This is a genomic window from Embleya sp. NPDC001921 (assembly GCF_053594475.1).
Genome location: NZ_JBSFEO010000001.1, coordinates 146,250 through 160,273 on the forward strand (window position 1 = coordinate 146,250; position 14,024 = coordinate 160,273).

The window sequence follows — 14,024 nt, forward strand, 5'->3', positions numbered from 1 at the left end:
GGCGATCATAATTCGGGCCATCGGCTTGCTCGCCGGGGGTCGGCGCACGATGGCGGGCATGGATGACCTCCGTGTGGATCTTGAGGCAGTGGGTGGGACGACGGGCGCCGGCGGCGGGCTCGGCGTGGGCGGGATGGGTTCCGTGGACGGGGTGCGTCCCGTGGACGGCGTGGGCGGCGTGCGTCCCGTGGACGGCGTGGGCGGCGTGCGTCCCGTGGACGGCGTGGACGGCCACGGCGTGCACGGCGTGGGGCGGATGTTCGAGACGCGGGCGGTGCACGCGGGTCGCGACGACCTCGCCGCCCTCGGTACGCACGCCGTGCCGATCGATCTGTCCACCACCTACCCGCTCCCGGACCTGCCGGCCGCGGCACTCGCCCTGGACGCGTACGCGGAGGGCGCGCTGCCGGAGGGCTCGCCGATCTACGGCAGGTTGACGAATCCGACGGTGCGCCGCTTCGAGGTCGCACTGGCCGAGTTGGAGGGGTGCGCCGACGCGGTCGCGTTCGCGAGCGGCATGGCGGCGGTCACCGCGTGTCTGCTCGCCGCCGCCGCGCGGGGCCGCCGGCACGTGGTGGCGGTCCGCCCGCTGTACGGCACCACGGACCACCTGCTCACGAGCGGCCTGCTCGGTACCGAGGTCACGTGGGTCGAACCGGACGGGGTGGCCCGGGCGTTGCGACCGGACACCGGTCTGGTGATGGTCGAGACACCGGCCAATCCGACTTTGGCCGAGCTGGACCTGGCCGACCTCGCCGCGCAGGCGGGGGATGTACCGCTGTTGGTGGACAACACGTTCGCGACGCCGGTGCTGCAACAGCCGGCCAGGGCGGGCGCGCGGATGGTGCTGCACAGCGCGACCAAGTTCCTCGGCGGGCACGGCGACGTGATGGGCGGCGTGGTCGCGTGCGATGCGCAATCGGCCGATGTGCTCCGCCAAATCCGGTTCGCCACGGGCGCCTTGCTGCATCCGTTGGCGGGCTACCTGCTGCTGCGCGGCCTCTCGACGCTGCCGATCCGGGTCGCGAAGGCGTCCGCGTCGGCCGCGATCCTGGCCGAACGACTGGCCACCCACCCGGCGGTCGAGCGGGTGCACTACCCGAGCATCGGCGGCGCGCTGGTGGCCTTCGAGCCGGCAGGCGACCCGATGGAGCTGGTGGCGGCACTCCGGCTGATCACGCCCGCGGTCAGCCTCGGCGGCACGGACACGCTGATCCAGCACCCGGCTTCGCTGACCCACCGGGTGATCGACGACGCGGCGCGGGACGAGGGCGCGATCGGACCGAAGTTGCTGCGTTTGTCGGTGGGGCTGGAGCACGAGGACGATCTGTGGGGGGACTTGTCGGCGGCCTTGGAGCGGAGCTCGGGTGCTTCGGCCTCCGCTTCGGCCACGGCCTCCGCTCCGGCTCCGGCTTCGGATTCGGATTCGGATTCGGATTCGGATTCCACCTTGGCTTCCGCTTCGGTTTCGGTCTCGGTCGTGATGCTTCATCAGGAGACGTCTCCGGCGCACGTTTGAGTGACCCGGTCGGGGTCGAGCCGGGCGGGCTCGCTCCGGACGTCGTGACGACCGACCGCCGGTCCGGAGCCGCGCGCCTTGCGGCCGGAACAGCGCTCAGCGGTACGTCAGACCGGAGAGGCGCAGCGCAAGGTCGCGGCGTACGGCGGGGATTCGGGTGATCGCGCGCAGCACGACGTTGCGCAGCGGGCGCAGCGCCGGGGTGATCGTGGCGATGCGGGTCATCCGGTCGGCGAGCTGCACGATCTGCTCGGCGATCGGACGGCGGGTGGCGCCGTACGCGTCGAGGGCCGAGGTCGGGCCGCCGTCGAGAACCGAGCCGAGCGCGTCGGCCAGTGCCACGGCGTCGAGGATGCCGGCGTTCATGCCTTGGCCACCGGCCGGGCTGTGTACGTGTGCGGCGTCACCGGCCAGCAGGATCCGCCCGGCCCGGTAGGTGTCGGCGACGCGGTGGTGGACCCGGAACCGCGATCCCCACACGACCTCCTCGACCACCACCCGGTCGGTCGACGGGCCGCGCTCGTCGAGGAGTTCCTGTACGAAGGCGAGCGACGGCTCGTGCGGCGCGTCGGCGACCGGCGCGACGATGCGGTGCCGACCGCCCGGGAGCGGAGCGACCACCGCGAGGCCGGCGGGCGCGAAGTACAGGATCACCTCGTCGGCCGAGACGGCACCACCGAGCCGCACGTCGGCCAACACGAACGACTCGCCGTACGTACCGCCCTGAAAGCCGATGCCGGCCTGCTCGCGCACCGTGCTGTGCATGCCGTCGGCGCCGACCACCCAAACGGCACGCACTCGTTCGCCGTGCTCGAAGGTCGCGGTCACGCCGTCGGCGTCCTGGTCGAGCGTGGTCACCGAGTACGGCCGCAGCACGGTGCCGCCAAGCTCGGTCAACCGAGCCGACAGGGTCGCCTCGGTGGTGGCCTGGGACACCATCAGCGAGTACGGGTAGTCGGTGGGCAGGCCGTCGAAGTCGATGCGGACGACCACCCGGTCCCGGTCGCGAATGGTGAACGTCGGTGACTGGATGCCGAGTTCGACCAGCGGCCCGGCCACGCCGAGTGGGGCGAGCACCTCCAGGGTGCGGGCGTGTACGACGGCGGCCCGCGAGGTGTGCTCGGCGGCCGCGTGTGCGTCGACGACGGTGACGTCGCGCCCCTGGGCGGCCAGGGCGAGGGCGAGGGTCAGCCCGGCGGGGCCGGCGCCGACGACCAGGACGTCGGTGGTGGCGGGCAGTCGCGGGGGCGAGGAGGGCTGCGGAGAAGGCTGCGGGGTGGTCGGGGTGGCGGGATTGGTCGGGGTGGCGGACGTGGTCGGGGGCTGCGAGGTCATGACGGCTCCTTCGGTGCGATCGGGTGCGGTCGGGTGCAATCGGGTGCGACGGGCTGCGGTGGTGCGAGCCGGCCCGGTGGTGCGGGCGGCGCGAGATCCGGTGCGGAGGTCGGTCGCATCGGCCGACTTCTGCCTGTCAACACTTGTTGGCCAACGGTTGTTGACATAACCATGACGCGACCGTCTCCTGATGTCAACAGGCGTTGGCCTACAATCGTTGACATGAGTACTCCGCGAAGGTCGTCCACCGAGACCAAGGCCGTGATCCTGGCCGCCGCACGCGAGCGATTCGGGTCGGACGGCTACGAGCGCGCGACGATCCGGGCGATCGCCGCCGACGCCGCGATCGATCCGGCGATGGTCATGCGCTACTTCGGCAACAAGGAGAAGTTGTTCGCCGCCGCCGCCGATGTGGACCTGCGCCTGCCCGATCTCGATTCGGTCCCCCGCTCACGACTCGGAGCAGTGCTCTCGGCCCATTTCCTGGACCGCTGGGAGGACGACGAGGCGATGATGATCCTGCTGCGCACGGGCGTCACCAACGAGGAAGCCGCCGAACGCATGCGCGCGGTCTTCGCCGGCCAACTCGCACCCCTCGTGCGCCGCGCCTGCCCGAACCCCGACGAGGCCCCCCGCCGCGCCGGCCTGGCCGCCACCCAGGTTCTCGGCCTCGCCCTGTGCCGCTACGTCCTACGCCTTCCACCGATCGTGGCCATGACGCACGCCGAGGTCGTCGGCTGGCTCGGCCCCCAGCTCCAGCGCTGCCTGACCGGCGACCTCGGCGCTCCCGAAGAAGCCCCCGAGGAAGCCGACCGGGAGGCCCACGGATAACCCGCGGGCGCCCGCGGAATCGGGGGGATTCCCCCCAGTGGCCGCCGAGTTCGTTCCGGTAGCGTCCCGATCAGGCCCGAACCGGCCGAGCCGAGCGGTGTCCGCGCCGCCACCGGAGGTGATGCGTCATGTCCGCGCACGCAGTTCCACCGCACCGCACGGCCCGGCGCCCGCTCCGGCGCCCGGATCACCGGTCCCACCGCCGTCCCGAGCCCCGCTACCCGTTCGGGCGGCCCACCTCGGGTCGGCCGCCGCACGGCATGCGCGCCGTCACGCCGGCGCTGGCGCTGTTGGCGGCCCTGATCGTGCTGGCGGCCTGTACATCGTCGACCTCCACCCGGAGTCCGGCTGCCGTACCCGTCGGCCCCGCGCCGCCCGCGGCCCTGCCGGGCGGAACCGCGCCCGGTGCGACCAACGACCCCTCCGCCGCCTCGTGCGGCAATCCGACCGCGAGCCTGCGTCCCAAGTCGGGGCCGCCGCGTGCCGCCGACTACGCGACCGACGGCTCGCTCGCGCGCATCCTCAGCCAGGGCTACCTGACCGTCGGGATAGACCAGAGCGCCTACCCGTTCAGCTACGCGGACGTGGCCGACCACAACAGGCTCAAGGGCTTCGACATCGATCTCGTCCGGGAGATAGCCGCCGACCTGTTCGGCGACCCCGACCCGAACCGACTGCGCTTCCGAGTCGTGCCCAACAGCATCCGCGAACAGGCCGTCGCGCGCGGCCAGGTGGACATCGTCGCGAAGTCGGTCACGGTCAACTGCCGGCGCCGGACCGTGGTCGACTTCAGCTCGATCTACTACGAGTCGGGACAGCGCGTACTCGTCCTGCGGGACAGCCCCGCCGCGGCCGGCGACCACTCGAAGGGCCTGACCGGCCTACCGAGCGGAACCCGTGTCTGCACGGTCGCCGGCACCACCGCGGCCGACGCGGTGCGCGCCACCAAGTCCCTGATCCCCGTCACCGGCGACACCTGGGCCGACTGCCTCATCCACATCCAACAGGGCCAGGCCGACGGAGCGGTCGGCGACGACACCATCATGGTCGGCCTCCAGGCCCAGGACCGCTTCGTGGAACTGGTCGGCCCCAAACTCACCCGCGAGCCGTACGGCCTGGAAATCGCCAAGAACAACCCGGACTTGGTGCGATTCGTCAACGCGTCACTGGAACGCATCCGCCGCGATGGAACCTGGCTGCGGCTGTACGAAACCTACGTGGCCCGCTTCATCCCCGGCGCCGAGGCGGCGACGGCGCCGGAGGCGGTGTACCAGGACTGAGACCCGAGACGGCGTCAGAACCTGAAGGGACATCAGAACCGAGGGAGCACAGGCGCGTTGGAAGCAGCGACGCGGCCTGCGTCGCGGTGCCCTACGTCGGCGGCTGGTCGTCACCGGGCACGATCAGGCCCGACTCGTAGGCGATCACGACCAGTTGCGGCCGATCACGCGCATCGAGCTTGGCCATGATGCGGCTGACGTGCGTCTTCGCGGTGAGCGGGCTCAGCCCGAGCAGCGTGCCGATCTCCGCGTTGGTCAAACCCCGCCCGACCAGCGTGAGCACCTCGCGTTCGCGCGCCGACAGGTCCGCGACCCGAACCGAACCCGGTTCGCCCACCGTCGGCGTGCTCGGCATGCGCAGCACGCGCGAGATCAGCCGTGCCGTGGGGCCCGGTGACAGCAGTGCCTCGCCCGCCCCGATCGTACGGATCGCCGCCAGCAACTCGGCCGGGCGGGTGTCCTTGACCAGGAAGCCGCCGGCGCCCGCGCGCAACGCGGCCACCACGTTCTCGTCGTCCTCGTAGGTGGTCAACACCAGCACCCTGACCCGCGACAGCTCGGGATCCTCGGCGATCAGCCGAGTGGCCTCGATCCCGTCCAGGATGGGCATCCGGATGTCCATCACCACGACGTCCGGCTCGGTGCTGCGGGCGAGTTCGAGCGCGGCCCGCCCGTCGGCGGCCTCACCGACCACCTCCATGTCGGGGGCCGAGCTCACCAACATCGCGAACGCCGACCGCACCAGGTGCTGGTCGTCCGCGAGCAACACCCGCAACTTGCCGCCCGTCACGCGCTCCCCCACTCGCCCGACACCGCCACTGGCCGCCATTTCGTCCGAATCCGTCGCCCGAAAGGCATGACATCACGCGCGACGATCGGCCGCTCGCGCGCCCACGGCATCGCCACACCGGCCGCACCGGCATCGTCCTATCCGCCCGTACGCCCGCCGCTCGCGCCACCGCACCGCGCACGCGTCACCGCGCCCGGCCCGCGTCGCGCGCACGCCGCCGCAGGCCGTCGGGCCCGCACCGCACCTCGATCATCGCGTGTCCCCCGCCCGACCGGCGCAGTGCCCCACCCCGACGCTCGACACCTCCCCATCGGCGGGTCATCGCGCGCCCTCCCACTCGCCCATCGGCAACACGGCCTCCACCTCGAACCCGCCTCCCGCTCCGGGCTTCGGGCCCGCGGCCAGGGTCCCTCCCACGCTACGAGCCCGTTCGGTCATCCCGAGAATGCCGAACCCGCCCTCCTGCGCGACCTCGACGTCATTGGCACCCCCGCTCTCGCCCCTACTCCCGATCCCGATCCCGATCCCGCGACCGTCGTCGCGCACCGTGACCCGCAGGTTGCCATCCACGACGACGAGTTCGACCCGCGCGGAACGAGCCTGCGCATGCTTCACCACATTCGTCAGCGCCTCCTGCACGATCCGGTAGACGGCGACGCCGACCTCGGGCGCCGGCGGTGGCCCGTCGTGGCCGACGAGCGTGACCTCGATACCGGCGGAGCGGGCCGCGCTCACGAGCGGCACCAAACCATCCAGCCCGGCCAGGCCCGGCACCGCCTCGTACGAGGCGACCTCTTCGGCATCCCGCAACACGGACAGGGTGGCCCGGAGTTCGTGCCTGGTGTCCCGGCAGGTCTCGGCGATGGTGTCCAACGCACCGACCAACACCGCGCGTTCCACCGGCGGATCCTGGCCCGCGAGGTGCGCGGCCACGCCCGCCTGGACACCGATCAACGTGATGCTGTGCGCGAGCAGATCGTGCAGGTCGCGCGCGATCCGCAGCCGTTCCTCGGCCACCCGCCGCCGGGCCACCTCGTCCCGCGTACGTTCGGCCCGTTCGGCCCGATCGATGATCGCGCTCATGTGCGCGTGATGGATGCGCCACGCCTGCCCCGCGACCAACGCCGCGAACACCCAGCCGGCCATCCCGCAACGATCCCGCCACGATGGCGCGTCCTGGCCGCCGAAGGTCATCGCCACCACAACCACGGTCAACGCCACGAAAGCGAGCACGATCGCCTCCTCGCGCCGGATGTACGCCGCGTACGTCCCCAGCGCGAGCAGCGCCAACACGGCCGCGCCCTCGTGCAGGTACTCCCGGTTGTGGTATGGCACCGTCAGGATGAACGTCACCAACAGCACGGTTCCCGGCCGCGTCCGACGCCAGGCCAGCGGAATGGCCGCACCGACCAGCAGCGCCACGCCGATCGGGTCGATCGACCGGTCTCCCGGCCACATCCACGCCGAGCCGATCGCGAATGCCGCCAGCAGGAACGCGAGCAGGGCGTCCCAGAGGGACGCCCCGCCCCAAAACGATCGCTTCGTCACACCGTCATCTTCCGGGACGACGCGGGCGGTTCCACCGGCCGGGTCCCCGCCGACTCGGACGCGGGCCGCCGAGACAGCGGACCCGGCCACCAGATCCGCCGATCCAGCGCCACGCTCGCGGCGGTGACCAGGAACGTACGCACCAGGAACGTGTCGATCAACACGCCCATCGCGACCACGAATCCGATCTCCACCAGGGAGACCAGCGGCAGCAGCATGAGCACCGAGAACGTCGCCGCGAGCACGAACCCGGCGGACGCGATCACCCCGCCGGTGGTCTCCAGCGCGGCAGGCGCGGCAATCCTGACCGAGTCCCCGCGCAGCGACATCTCCCGCACCCGATGCATCAGGAAGATGCCGTAGTCCACCCCGAGCGCGACCAGGAACACGAAGGTCAGCAGCGGAGTTTGCGCGTCCACTCCCGCGTATCCGAAGCCGTGCTCGAAGATCAGCCCACCGATCCCCAGCGAGGCAGCCCACACCAACGCGACGGCGGCGACCAGGATCAGCGGCGCGACCAGACTCCGCAGCAGCACGATCAGCACCAGCAACACCGCGAGCAGCACGAGCGGGATGACGACCCGGCGATCCCGCGCCGTGGTGTGCGAAGTGTCCATCTGCTGCGCGGTGGACCCGCCGACGCGCGCGTCCGGCACGGTACGCAACCGTTCGATCGTGGCGTGCTCCCCGGCCGACTCCGGCCGATCCTTCGCGAAGGCCAGGATTTCCGTCCAGCCGCCCGCGGTTCGCGCCTGCCGAGCGTGGCCGACACCCTCCGTCGTGGAGACCGCCGCGAGTACGGCCGAGGCCCGTTCGGTACGCGCCATCACCGCGATCGGCGCACCCGACTGCTCCGGGAACGCCGCGCTCAGCGTCGCCTGCGCCGCGATCGACTCGGGCTTCGACGTGAAGCCGTCACCCTGCCGCAGCGGATCCGGCAGCACGAACGCGGTCAGCGCACCCGCCCCCAGCAGTACGACCCCCGCCACCAACACCGCGATCGGCCGCCGGGAGACCCCGGTCCCGATCCGCGCGTACGCCCCGCGACCACGCTTGGGCTCGCTGCCGAGGGCGGGCACGAACGGCCAGAACACCCGCCGTCCGAGCAGCACCAAAATCGCGGGCAACAGCGTCGTCATCACCGCGAGCGCGCACACCACGCCCATCGCGCCGACCGGCCCCATGCCCCGACTGCTGTTCAGATCCGCGGCGGTCAGGCACAACAGCCCCACCACGACCGTCCCCGACGAGGCCACAATCGCCGGTCCGCATCCGCGCAGCGCCGCGAGCATCGCGTCGAACGGACGCGCGTGGACCCGCAGTTCCTCGCGATACCGGGCCACCAGAAGCAGCGCGTAGTCGGTACCCGCACCGAACACGAGCACCGTCAACACACCCGAACTCTGTCCCGTGACGGTGATCCCGAACGCCCGCACCAACCCGTACACCGCCGCCGTCGCGACCGCCACCGCGACACCGGCGCACGCGAGCGGCACGAACCACAGGTACGGGCTGCGATAGGTCAGCATCAGCAACACCGCGACCACGAGCACGCTGGCCAACAACAGCGTCCCGTCGATCGAGTCGAACACCTCCCCCATGTCCGCCTCGATCCCGCCCGGCCCACCGAGCCGCACGCTGAGCCCGTCGGGATGCCGATCGAGCACCTTGCGAATGTCCGGAACGATCTCCTCCGGCTCGGCACCACGCCGATCGACGGACAACGCGTAGCGCAACGTCGCGTGGTCGACCGACTCCTCCGCCACCGGCCCCGGCCCGGCCACCAGCGGATGCCGAGTCACCACCTCGGCGACCTGACCGGCCGCCAACTCCCGGTCGGCGGCCGTCAATCCACCGTCCCGGTGATACACGAGCTGCACGTCCATCGCGTCACCGCCGGGCAACCCGGCCTGGACCTTCGCCACTTGGGTCGACTCGGCGTTCGCCGGCAGGTAATCCACGGCCTCGTTGCGCTGCACATCGGCGAGCTTGGACGCAAACATCCCGGCCACCAGGACGACAAGAATCCAGCCGCCCACGACGGCCCACGGCACCGCCCACAACCGCCCCCGACGGGCCGGCGCGGTCTCATCCTTCGAGAGTGTCTCCATGCCCTCAAGGCTCTCGGCCGCCCGGGTCGGGGGCGTCCGGCGGACGGCCGATGTCCGGGTTACTCCGGGCGGTGTCCCGGGGTGGCGATTAATCCCGTGGGAGTAATGGCCGGGAGTAGGCCGGGGGTGGGGTGGGTTCCGGACGCGCGCACCGTGCGTCCCGCGGCGCGCCACGCGCCACGCGCCACGCGGCGACCGACGCCCCCGTGAGCGCCGGTCACCAACGGCCACCTCAGTGGCGAGGAAGAGACCGGGGACTCTCTCGACTCCGAATCGAGACGCCCGCTCCCCTGGTTCGAGAACCTAGGCGAGGCGCGGCGGAACGGAATCAGTCACGGATAGGTAGTCGCGGGGAGCTGCGAATGGAGGCGGATGCTTGCGAATGGTGTGAATAGGTGTGGATGGGTGTGCATGGGTGTGAACAGCCGCGAACAGGTGCGTCTACGGGCGCTTGAACCGGTGGTACGGCCTGCGCGCCTTGAACGTGATGTCCAACTCCGGCGGCCGCAACGAGTCGTCGGGCGGCAGCTCGTTGGTGAGCGAACCGACCAGCGCCAAGTAGCCCTTGAGCACGTCGGGTTCACGGAGCCCACGGCCGGCGGCGTACGCGAATTCGGACGAGGCGGCGGCGAAGACGTCCCGGCTCCCGATCAGGAACGCGGTACGCGCGTACGTCACGGGCCGCAGCCACTCCCGCGTATCGCGATGCCCGCTCTGTCGCACCCACGCGGCGGCATCCCGTTCCGTACGCTCCTCGCGAGTCTCCACCGTAAGCGGCGTACCGGCCGTCAACCGACGCCTGACCTGCGGCCACGCACTCGGGCGCAGTCCGAGTGAATGATGCATCAGCACCAGGTCCACGCGACCACCGCTCGCGTCGATGAACGCCTCGTCGTCCATGCGCACACCACTGCGCAACGGAACGTGCACGACCGTACGCCGCGAATAGGCCGCGAACGAGAACAGGGCCGCCAACCGGGACAACCCGTCGTGGTCGCCGACCAGCACGCCGTACTCCCCCAGCGGATCGGCCAACGCGGTATGCCGCAGCGGCGACCGAGGTTGCACCACGCGATACTCCACCACGCCGACGCGCGGCCGGAACTGACGCAGCCTCAACCGCACGAACACCTACCCACGGACCCACCCATCCCGGCACCCTCCCGACCCCGCACCCTCCCGACCCGACACCCTCCCGACCCGACAGCACCGCCGACGCAACGAAATCCCGGACACGGGCGAAGGAAACAGAATCGCGCCCTCGGCCTCGGTGCCACCGGCTCGCCCAACCGGCGACCCACCCGGCTTCGACGCCCCGACCCCCGAACCGCCCACAAACTCGCCCGCGCCGACCGGACCGCCGGCCCCGTACGGCCAAGGCGTCCCCGGCCGACCAACAACCCCGACTGCCCACCCGCCAAAACCAATCTTGGCCCCGCCGGCCCCCTCAGCCGGCGGGGTCACGTCGTCCGGCCAGTCGAACCGCACCCCGTGTCGCCCCTTCGCCACCTACCCCACCAACACATCCAGGACCAGCACCAAGCCCCATCACACACGCGCGCCTCCACCCAGCGCTCACCACAAAGGCGCCTCCGCGCGGCTCACCGCAAGGGTTCGCTGCGCCAACTCCGCAAGTACGCAGGCCTCTTGGCCCGGCAGCCCGGTCCTGACCCGACTCGGCGCCATCGACGGCCAGCCCGCCTCCGCGCCGTACAGTGCCCCGGCGATCGAACCCGCCACCGGCGCGGTGGTCTGGATGTCCAATCCCCCACGCACCGTCAGGCCGATCTGCCGACACGGATCCCCATCACCCCAAAGCAACCCCGCCGCAACCAGGCAGGCGTTCCCGAGCACGTCCCCACGCGCGGCGCTGCCGTAGCGCCGATGCACCTCGGCCGCAGCCTGCTCCCAGGTCCGCCCACGCGTATACGCGACCAGAACACCCTGAATCGCACCCGACAACCGCGATTCGAGCGGCACATGCCGCAACGACACACCCACCGCCTGCGCCGCATCCCGCGCCGTGAACGCAGCCGCCGCAAGTGCCGCACTCCACATCGCGGCATACAGCCCCTCACCCGCATGCGACACAACCGCGTCCTTACGCGCCAGCCGCGCCGCCCGCCTGGGATCGCCCGGGGCCACGTACCCGTACAGGTCCGCTCGCGCCATCGCCTCATCGGTACCGCCGCCGGCACTCCCGGCGGAAGCCGTCGCCGGCGGCAACGCACCACCCAGCAAAGCCAGATACGCGGCCTGCTCCGCCGGACGCGGACGCAGGAACGGCAACGTCAACAACCACAACGCCCCGACCTGCGCACTCGTGAAGCCCGGCCCGTGCAACTCCAGCACCCGCAGACTCAGCACCGCCCGATCCATCGCGTCGCTACGGTCCTCCGCGCGAGCGGCATCCGGCACACCCGACCCACCCGGGATACGCGACGCCTCATGGGCACCAAGGCAACGTCCGATCCAGCCGCCATGGATGCGATCCAGCAACGCAGCACCGGGCGGCGGCGGATCGATGGCCCCGTCCGGGGGGAGCGCGTCGTCCAGGAACGGATCGCCGTCATCCGAGCGACCGTTGCGGCTCCGAGCGACTCGGGCCGGGGCATCCTGCGGCGATCGCCGCCGCTTCGGCTCACTCCGGAACGGCACACTTCGCGCAGGTTCGTTCTGATTCAGTTCATCTCGATTCGGTTTATCAAGATGCGATTTATTCAGATTTGTTTCGTCGCGGCCGGTTTCATCTCGCCCAAGACGCTGCCGTTCTAGACGGTCTCGGCCAAGACGACTTCGATCCACCCGATCTTGCGCAAGACGATCTTGAGCAAGACGATCTCGGTCGGCGCCGTCCGGATCAGCACCACCCAAGACAGCACCGTCTTGAGCAAGACGACCCGCGGAAGCACCATCCCGAACAACAACGTCTTGAGCAAGACCGTCTTGCATAAGACGGCCTTGAGCAAGACGGTCTTGCTCAAGACGACCTCCCACAAGACGCTCTCGATCAAGGCGGTCTTCCCCAAGAAGGTCTCGCCCCGGACGACCTTGATTCAGATGATCTCGGTCAAGACGATCTCGGCCGATGCGATCCCCCTCCAGACGGTCTCGGTCCCGACCATCCTGCGCCCGCCCACCGTGAACTCGGTCGCCCAAGGTCCCACTCCCGCCGGTTCGACCACCATCGATTCGTCGTTCTCGAGCCATACCATCGCCGCTCCAATCGTCTGCCGTCAGACGATCTCGCTCGCGATCATCTCGCGCCCCACCACCCTGATCTCGGTCGGTGCGCATCGCCCCGCCACCTGGAACTCGACCGCTGTCGGAGCGTTCACCTGGCTCCGCACGATCTCCCTCGCGAACGTCTCGTCGCCCATCATCGGGAGCCCAACGATCGCCGGTCGGATCGTCTTGCGGCAGACGATCTGGCGCCCGACGATCATCAGTCCGATCATCGGGCAGCCGCGAGCCACGGCGCCGGTCGTCTCCGGACCGACCATCGCCGAGCCGATCGTCTTGGGACAGACGATCTTGTCGCCGAGGAAATCGCGTTCGGTCGCCGAAAGCCGGACCGTCACGATCAACGCCGACCCGCACGCGATCACCCGGAGCTCCAGCACCACCTCGAACCACGACGCGGCGGCTCCGACCGTCACGATCCAAGTAACTCGTACCTAGTTCGACGCCGACCGCCGACGCGTCGCCGATGCCGCCGCCGACGCCGCGAGTTCCGCCCCGCCCGCTCCGGTCATCACCACGAGAATCGCTTACGGCGGGAGCGCCACTGCCCAAGCTTTTGTCCGCACGGCCGACCCCATTCCCGGCCCCGTCTGCGGCTGCGGCCTCGCCATCGCCCACCGCGCGATCCCGGCCCCGGTCACTCCCGCCCCGCCTTCGACCGCCCGGCCTTCGACCAATCAGCCTTCGACGGCCCGACCCGAAGTCGTCCGAATCTCGACCCCCGTCGCCCCGCGACACCAAGCGCGACGCCGGCAGCTCCCGCACCGGCTCCGCCACGCCCCGATCACCGCGGCCGTCCGCCGTCCCACCCACGCCACCGCCGGCACCCGCTCCACCATCCGCGGCATCCGGCACGCCCGACGGATCGGCCACGTCCGACACGCGCGGCACGCCCGAGTCCTCCGACGAAGCGCCCCCGTCCTGCCGTACCGCCCCCACCGCCCGCACGGCCCGCGCCTCCGCAACACCCTCCGCGTCCCGCGCCGCCGACCCTCCCCACCGCCCCCGCCGGATGCGAGCCCGCTCCCGATCCCCATCCCGATCGCGCGCCCGACCCAGTGCCTGCACCTGCACCTGCCGCCCTTCGCCGCGCCCGTCCTTCGCCTCTTGCGAGTCGTGCCGCACGTAGTCCTCCCCGACCGGGTGGGCAGGCCGGCACCGACCGGCGGGCGGCGCTGCCCGGGACGTTCACGACCTCGCCACCCGGCAGCCGATCGCGACTCCGGGTGACGAAGCCCGCTCGTACCGCATCATGCGCCGGCCGTTTGGCGAAAGGCCAGACGCCCGACACGGCGGATTCGACCCAAATATGACGCCCTATCACATGCCCTGCGCAGGCTACGGAACCACCCCGGCCGAGGCCATTG

At 71.0% G+C, this 14,024-nt stretch carries 11 protein-coding genes; 5 read left to right on the top strand and 6 right to left on the bottom strand.

The annotated features are described in order from the left end of the window. The first annotated feature begins 256 nt into the window (after positions 1 to 256). Complete coding sequence (locus ACWCPW_RS00630) at positions 257 to 1,519, top strand: trans-sulfuration enzyme family protein (RefSeq protein WP_449759582.1); 1,263 nt, start codon at positions 257 to 259, stop codon at positions 1,517 to 1,519. A 96-nt stretch (positions 1,520 to 1,615) separates the two neighbouring features. Here the strand turns inward: ACWCPW_RS00630 and ACWCPW_RS00635 are convergent, their stop codons facing one another. Continuing rightward, a complete protein-coding gene (locus tag ACWCPW_RS00635) occupies positions 1,616 to 2,854 on the bottom strand; it encodes an FAD-dependent oxidoreductase (RefSeq protein ID WP_449759390.1) in 1,239 nt (412 codons plus the stop codon). Between the two features lie 222 nt (positions 2,855 to 3,076). Here ACWCPW_RS00635 and ACWCPW_RS00640 point away from each other — a divergent pair, with 222 nt between their 5' ends. Together ACWCPW_RS00640 and ACWCPW_RS00645 are read left to right on the top strand one after the other, a co-directional pair. Then, complete coding sequence (locus ACWCPW_RS00640; RefSeq protein WP_449759391.1) at positions 3,077 to 3,685, top strand: TetR/AcrR family transcriptional regulator; 609 nt, start codon at positions 3,077 to 3,079, stop codon at positions 3,683 to 3,685. Between the two features lie 260 nt (positions 3,686 to 3,945). Beyond that, the gene (locus ACWCPW_RS00645) at positions 3,946 to 4,965 is read left to right on the top strand and encodes a transporter substrate-binding domain-containing protein (protein ID WP_449759392.1); all 1,020 of its coding nucleotides are present in this window, start codon (positions 3,946 to 3,948) and stop codon (positions 4,963 to 4,965) included. Positions 4,966 to 5,056: 91 nt separating this feature from the next. Here ACWCPW_RS00645 and ACWCPW_RS00650 read toward each other — a convergent pair whose 3' ends face one another. The 5 genes from ACWCPW_RS00650 to ACWCPW_RS00670 all read right to left on the bottom strand — a co-directional run bounded on the left by ACWCPW_RS00650 (position 5,057) and on the right by ACWCPW_RS00670 (position 11,832). Next, complete coding sequence (locus ACWCPW_RS00650; RefSeq protein WP_449759393.1) at positions 5,057 to 5,794, bottom strand: response regulator transcription factor; 738 nt, start codon at positions 5,792 to 5,794, stop codon at positions 5,057 to 5,059. A 279-nt stretch (positions 5,795 to 6,073) separates the two neighbouring features. Continuing rightward, entirely contained in the window at positions 6,074 to 7,303 is a 1,230-nt protein-coding gene (locus tag ACWCPW_RS00655; protein ID WP_449759394.1) for a sensor histidine kinase, read from the bottom strand. Further along, positions 7,300 to 9,414, bottom strand: coding sequence for an MMPL family transporter (locus tag ACWCPW_RS00660; RefSeq protein WP_449759395.1), 2,115 nt, complete (start codon positions 9,412 to 9,414; stop codon positions 7,300 to 7,302). Before ACWCPW_RS00660 ends, ACWCPW_RS00655 begins: the two co-directional genes overlap by 4 nt. A 441-nt stretch (positions 9,415 to 9,855) precedes the next feature. Next, on the bottom strand, positions 9,856 to 10,539 hold the full coding sequence (locus tag ACWCPW_RS00665) for a hypothetical protein (protein ID WP_449759396.1): 684 nt from the start codon (positions 10,537 to 10,539) through the stop codon (positions 9,856 to 9,858). Between the two features lie 450 nt (positions 10,540 to 10,989). Further along, complete coding sequence (locus ACWCPW_RS00670; protein WP_449759397.1) at positions 10,990 to 11,832, bottom strand: ADP-ribosylglycohydrolase family protein; 843 nt, start codon at positions 11,830 to 11,832, stop codon at positions 10,990 to 10,992. Between the two features lie 30 nt (positions 11,833 to 11,862). Here ACWCPW_RS00670 and ACWCPW_RS00675 point away from each other — a divergent pair, with 30 nt between their 5' ends. Both ACWCPW_RS00675 and ACWCPW_RS00680 read left to right on the top strand, forming a co-directional pair. Continuing rightward, positions 11,863 to 12,189: a hypothetical protein gene (locus tag ACWCPW_RS00675; RefSeq protein WP_449759398.1), complete on the top strand. Its 327-nt coding sequence runs from the start codon at positions 11,863 to 11,865 to the stop codon at positions 12,187 to 12,189. Between the two features lie 36 nt (positions 12,190 to 12,225). Continuing rightward, positions 12,226 to 13,095 carry a hypothetical protein gene (locus ACWCPW_RS00680; protein ID WP_449759399.1) on the top strand — a complete coding sequence of 290 codons (870 nt, stop codon included), beginning with the start codon at positions 12,226 to 12,228 and terminating at the stop codon, positions 13,093 to 13,095. Positions 13,096 to 14,024: the final 929 nt, after the last annotated feature.

Excerpts from the sequence above, each read along its gene's own strand:
- ACWCPW_RS00630 (WP_449759582.1), top strand. The coding sequence starts at position 257 with ATGTTCGAGACGCGGGCGGTGCACGCGGGTCGCGACGACCTCGCCGCC.
- ACWCPW_RS00635 (WP_449759390.1), bottom strand. The coding sequence starts at position 2,854 with ATGACCTCGCAGCCCCCGACCACGTCCGCCACCCCGACCAATCCCGCC.
- ACWCPW_RS00640 (WP_449759391.1), top strand. The coding sequence starts at position 3,077 with ATGAGTACTCCGCGAAGGTCGTCCACCGAGACCAAGGCCGTGATCCTG.
- ACWCPW_RS00645 (WP_449759392.1), top strand. The coding sequence starts at position 3,946 with ATGCGCGCCGTCACGCCGGCGCTGGCGCTGTTGGCGGCCCTGATCGTG.
- ACWCPW_RS00650 (WP_449759393.1), bottom strand. The coding sequence starts at position 5,794 with ATGGCGGCCAGTGGCGGTGTCGGGCGAGTGGGGGAGCGCGTGACGGGC.
- ACWCPW_RS00660 (WP_449759395.1), bottom strand. The coding sequence starts at position 9,414 with ATGGAGACACTCTCGAAGGATGAGACCGCGCCGGCCCGTCGGGGGCGG.
- ACWCPW_RS00675 (WP_449759398.1), top strand. The coding sequence starts at position 11,863 with ATGGGCACCAAGGCAACGTCCGATCCAGCCGCCATGGATGCGATCCAG.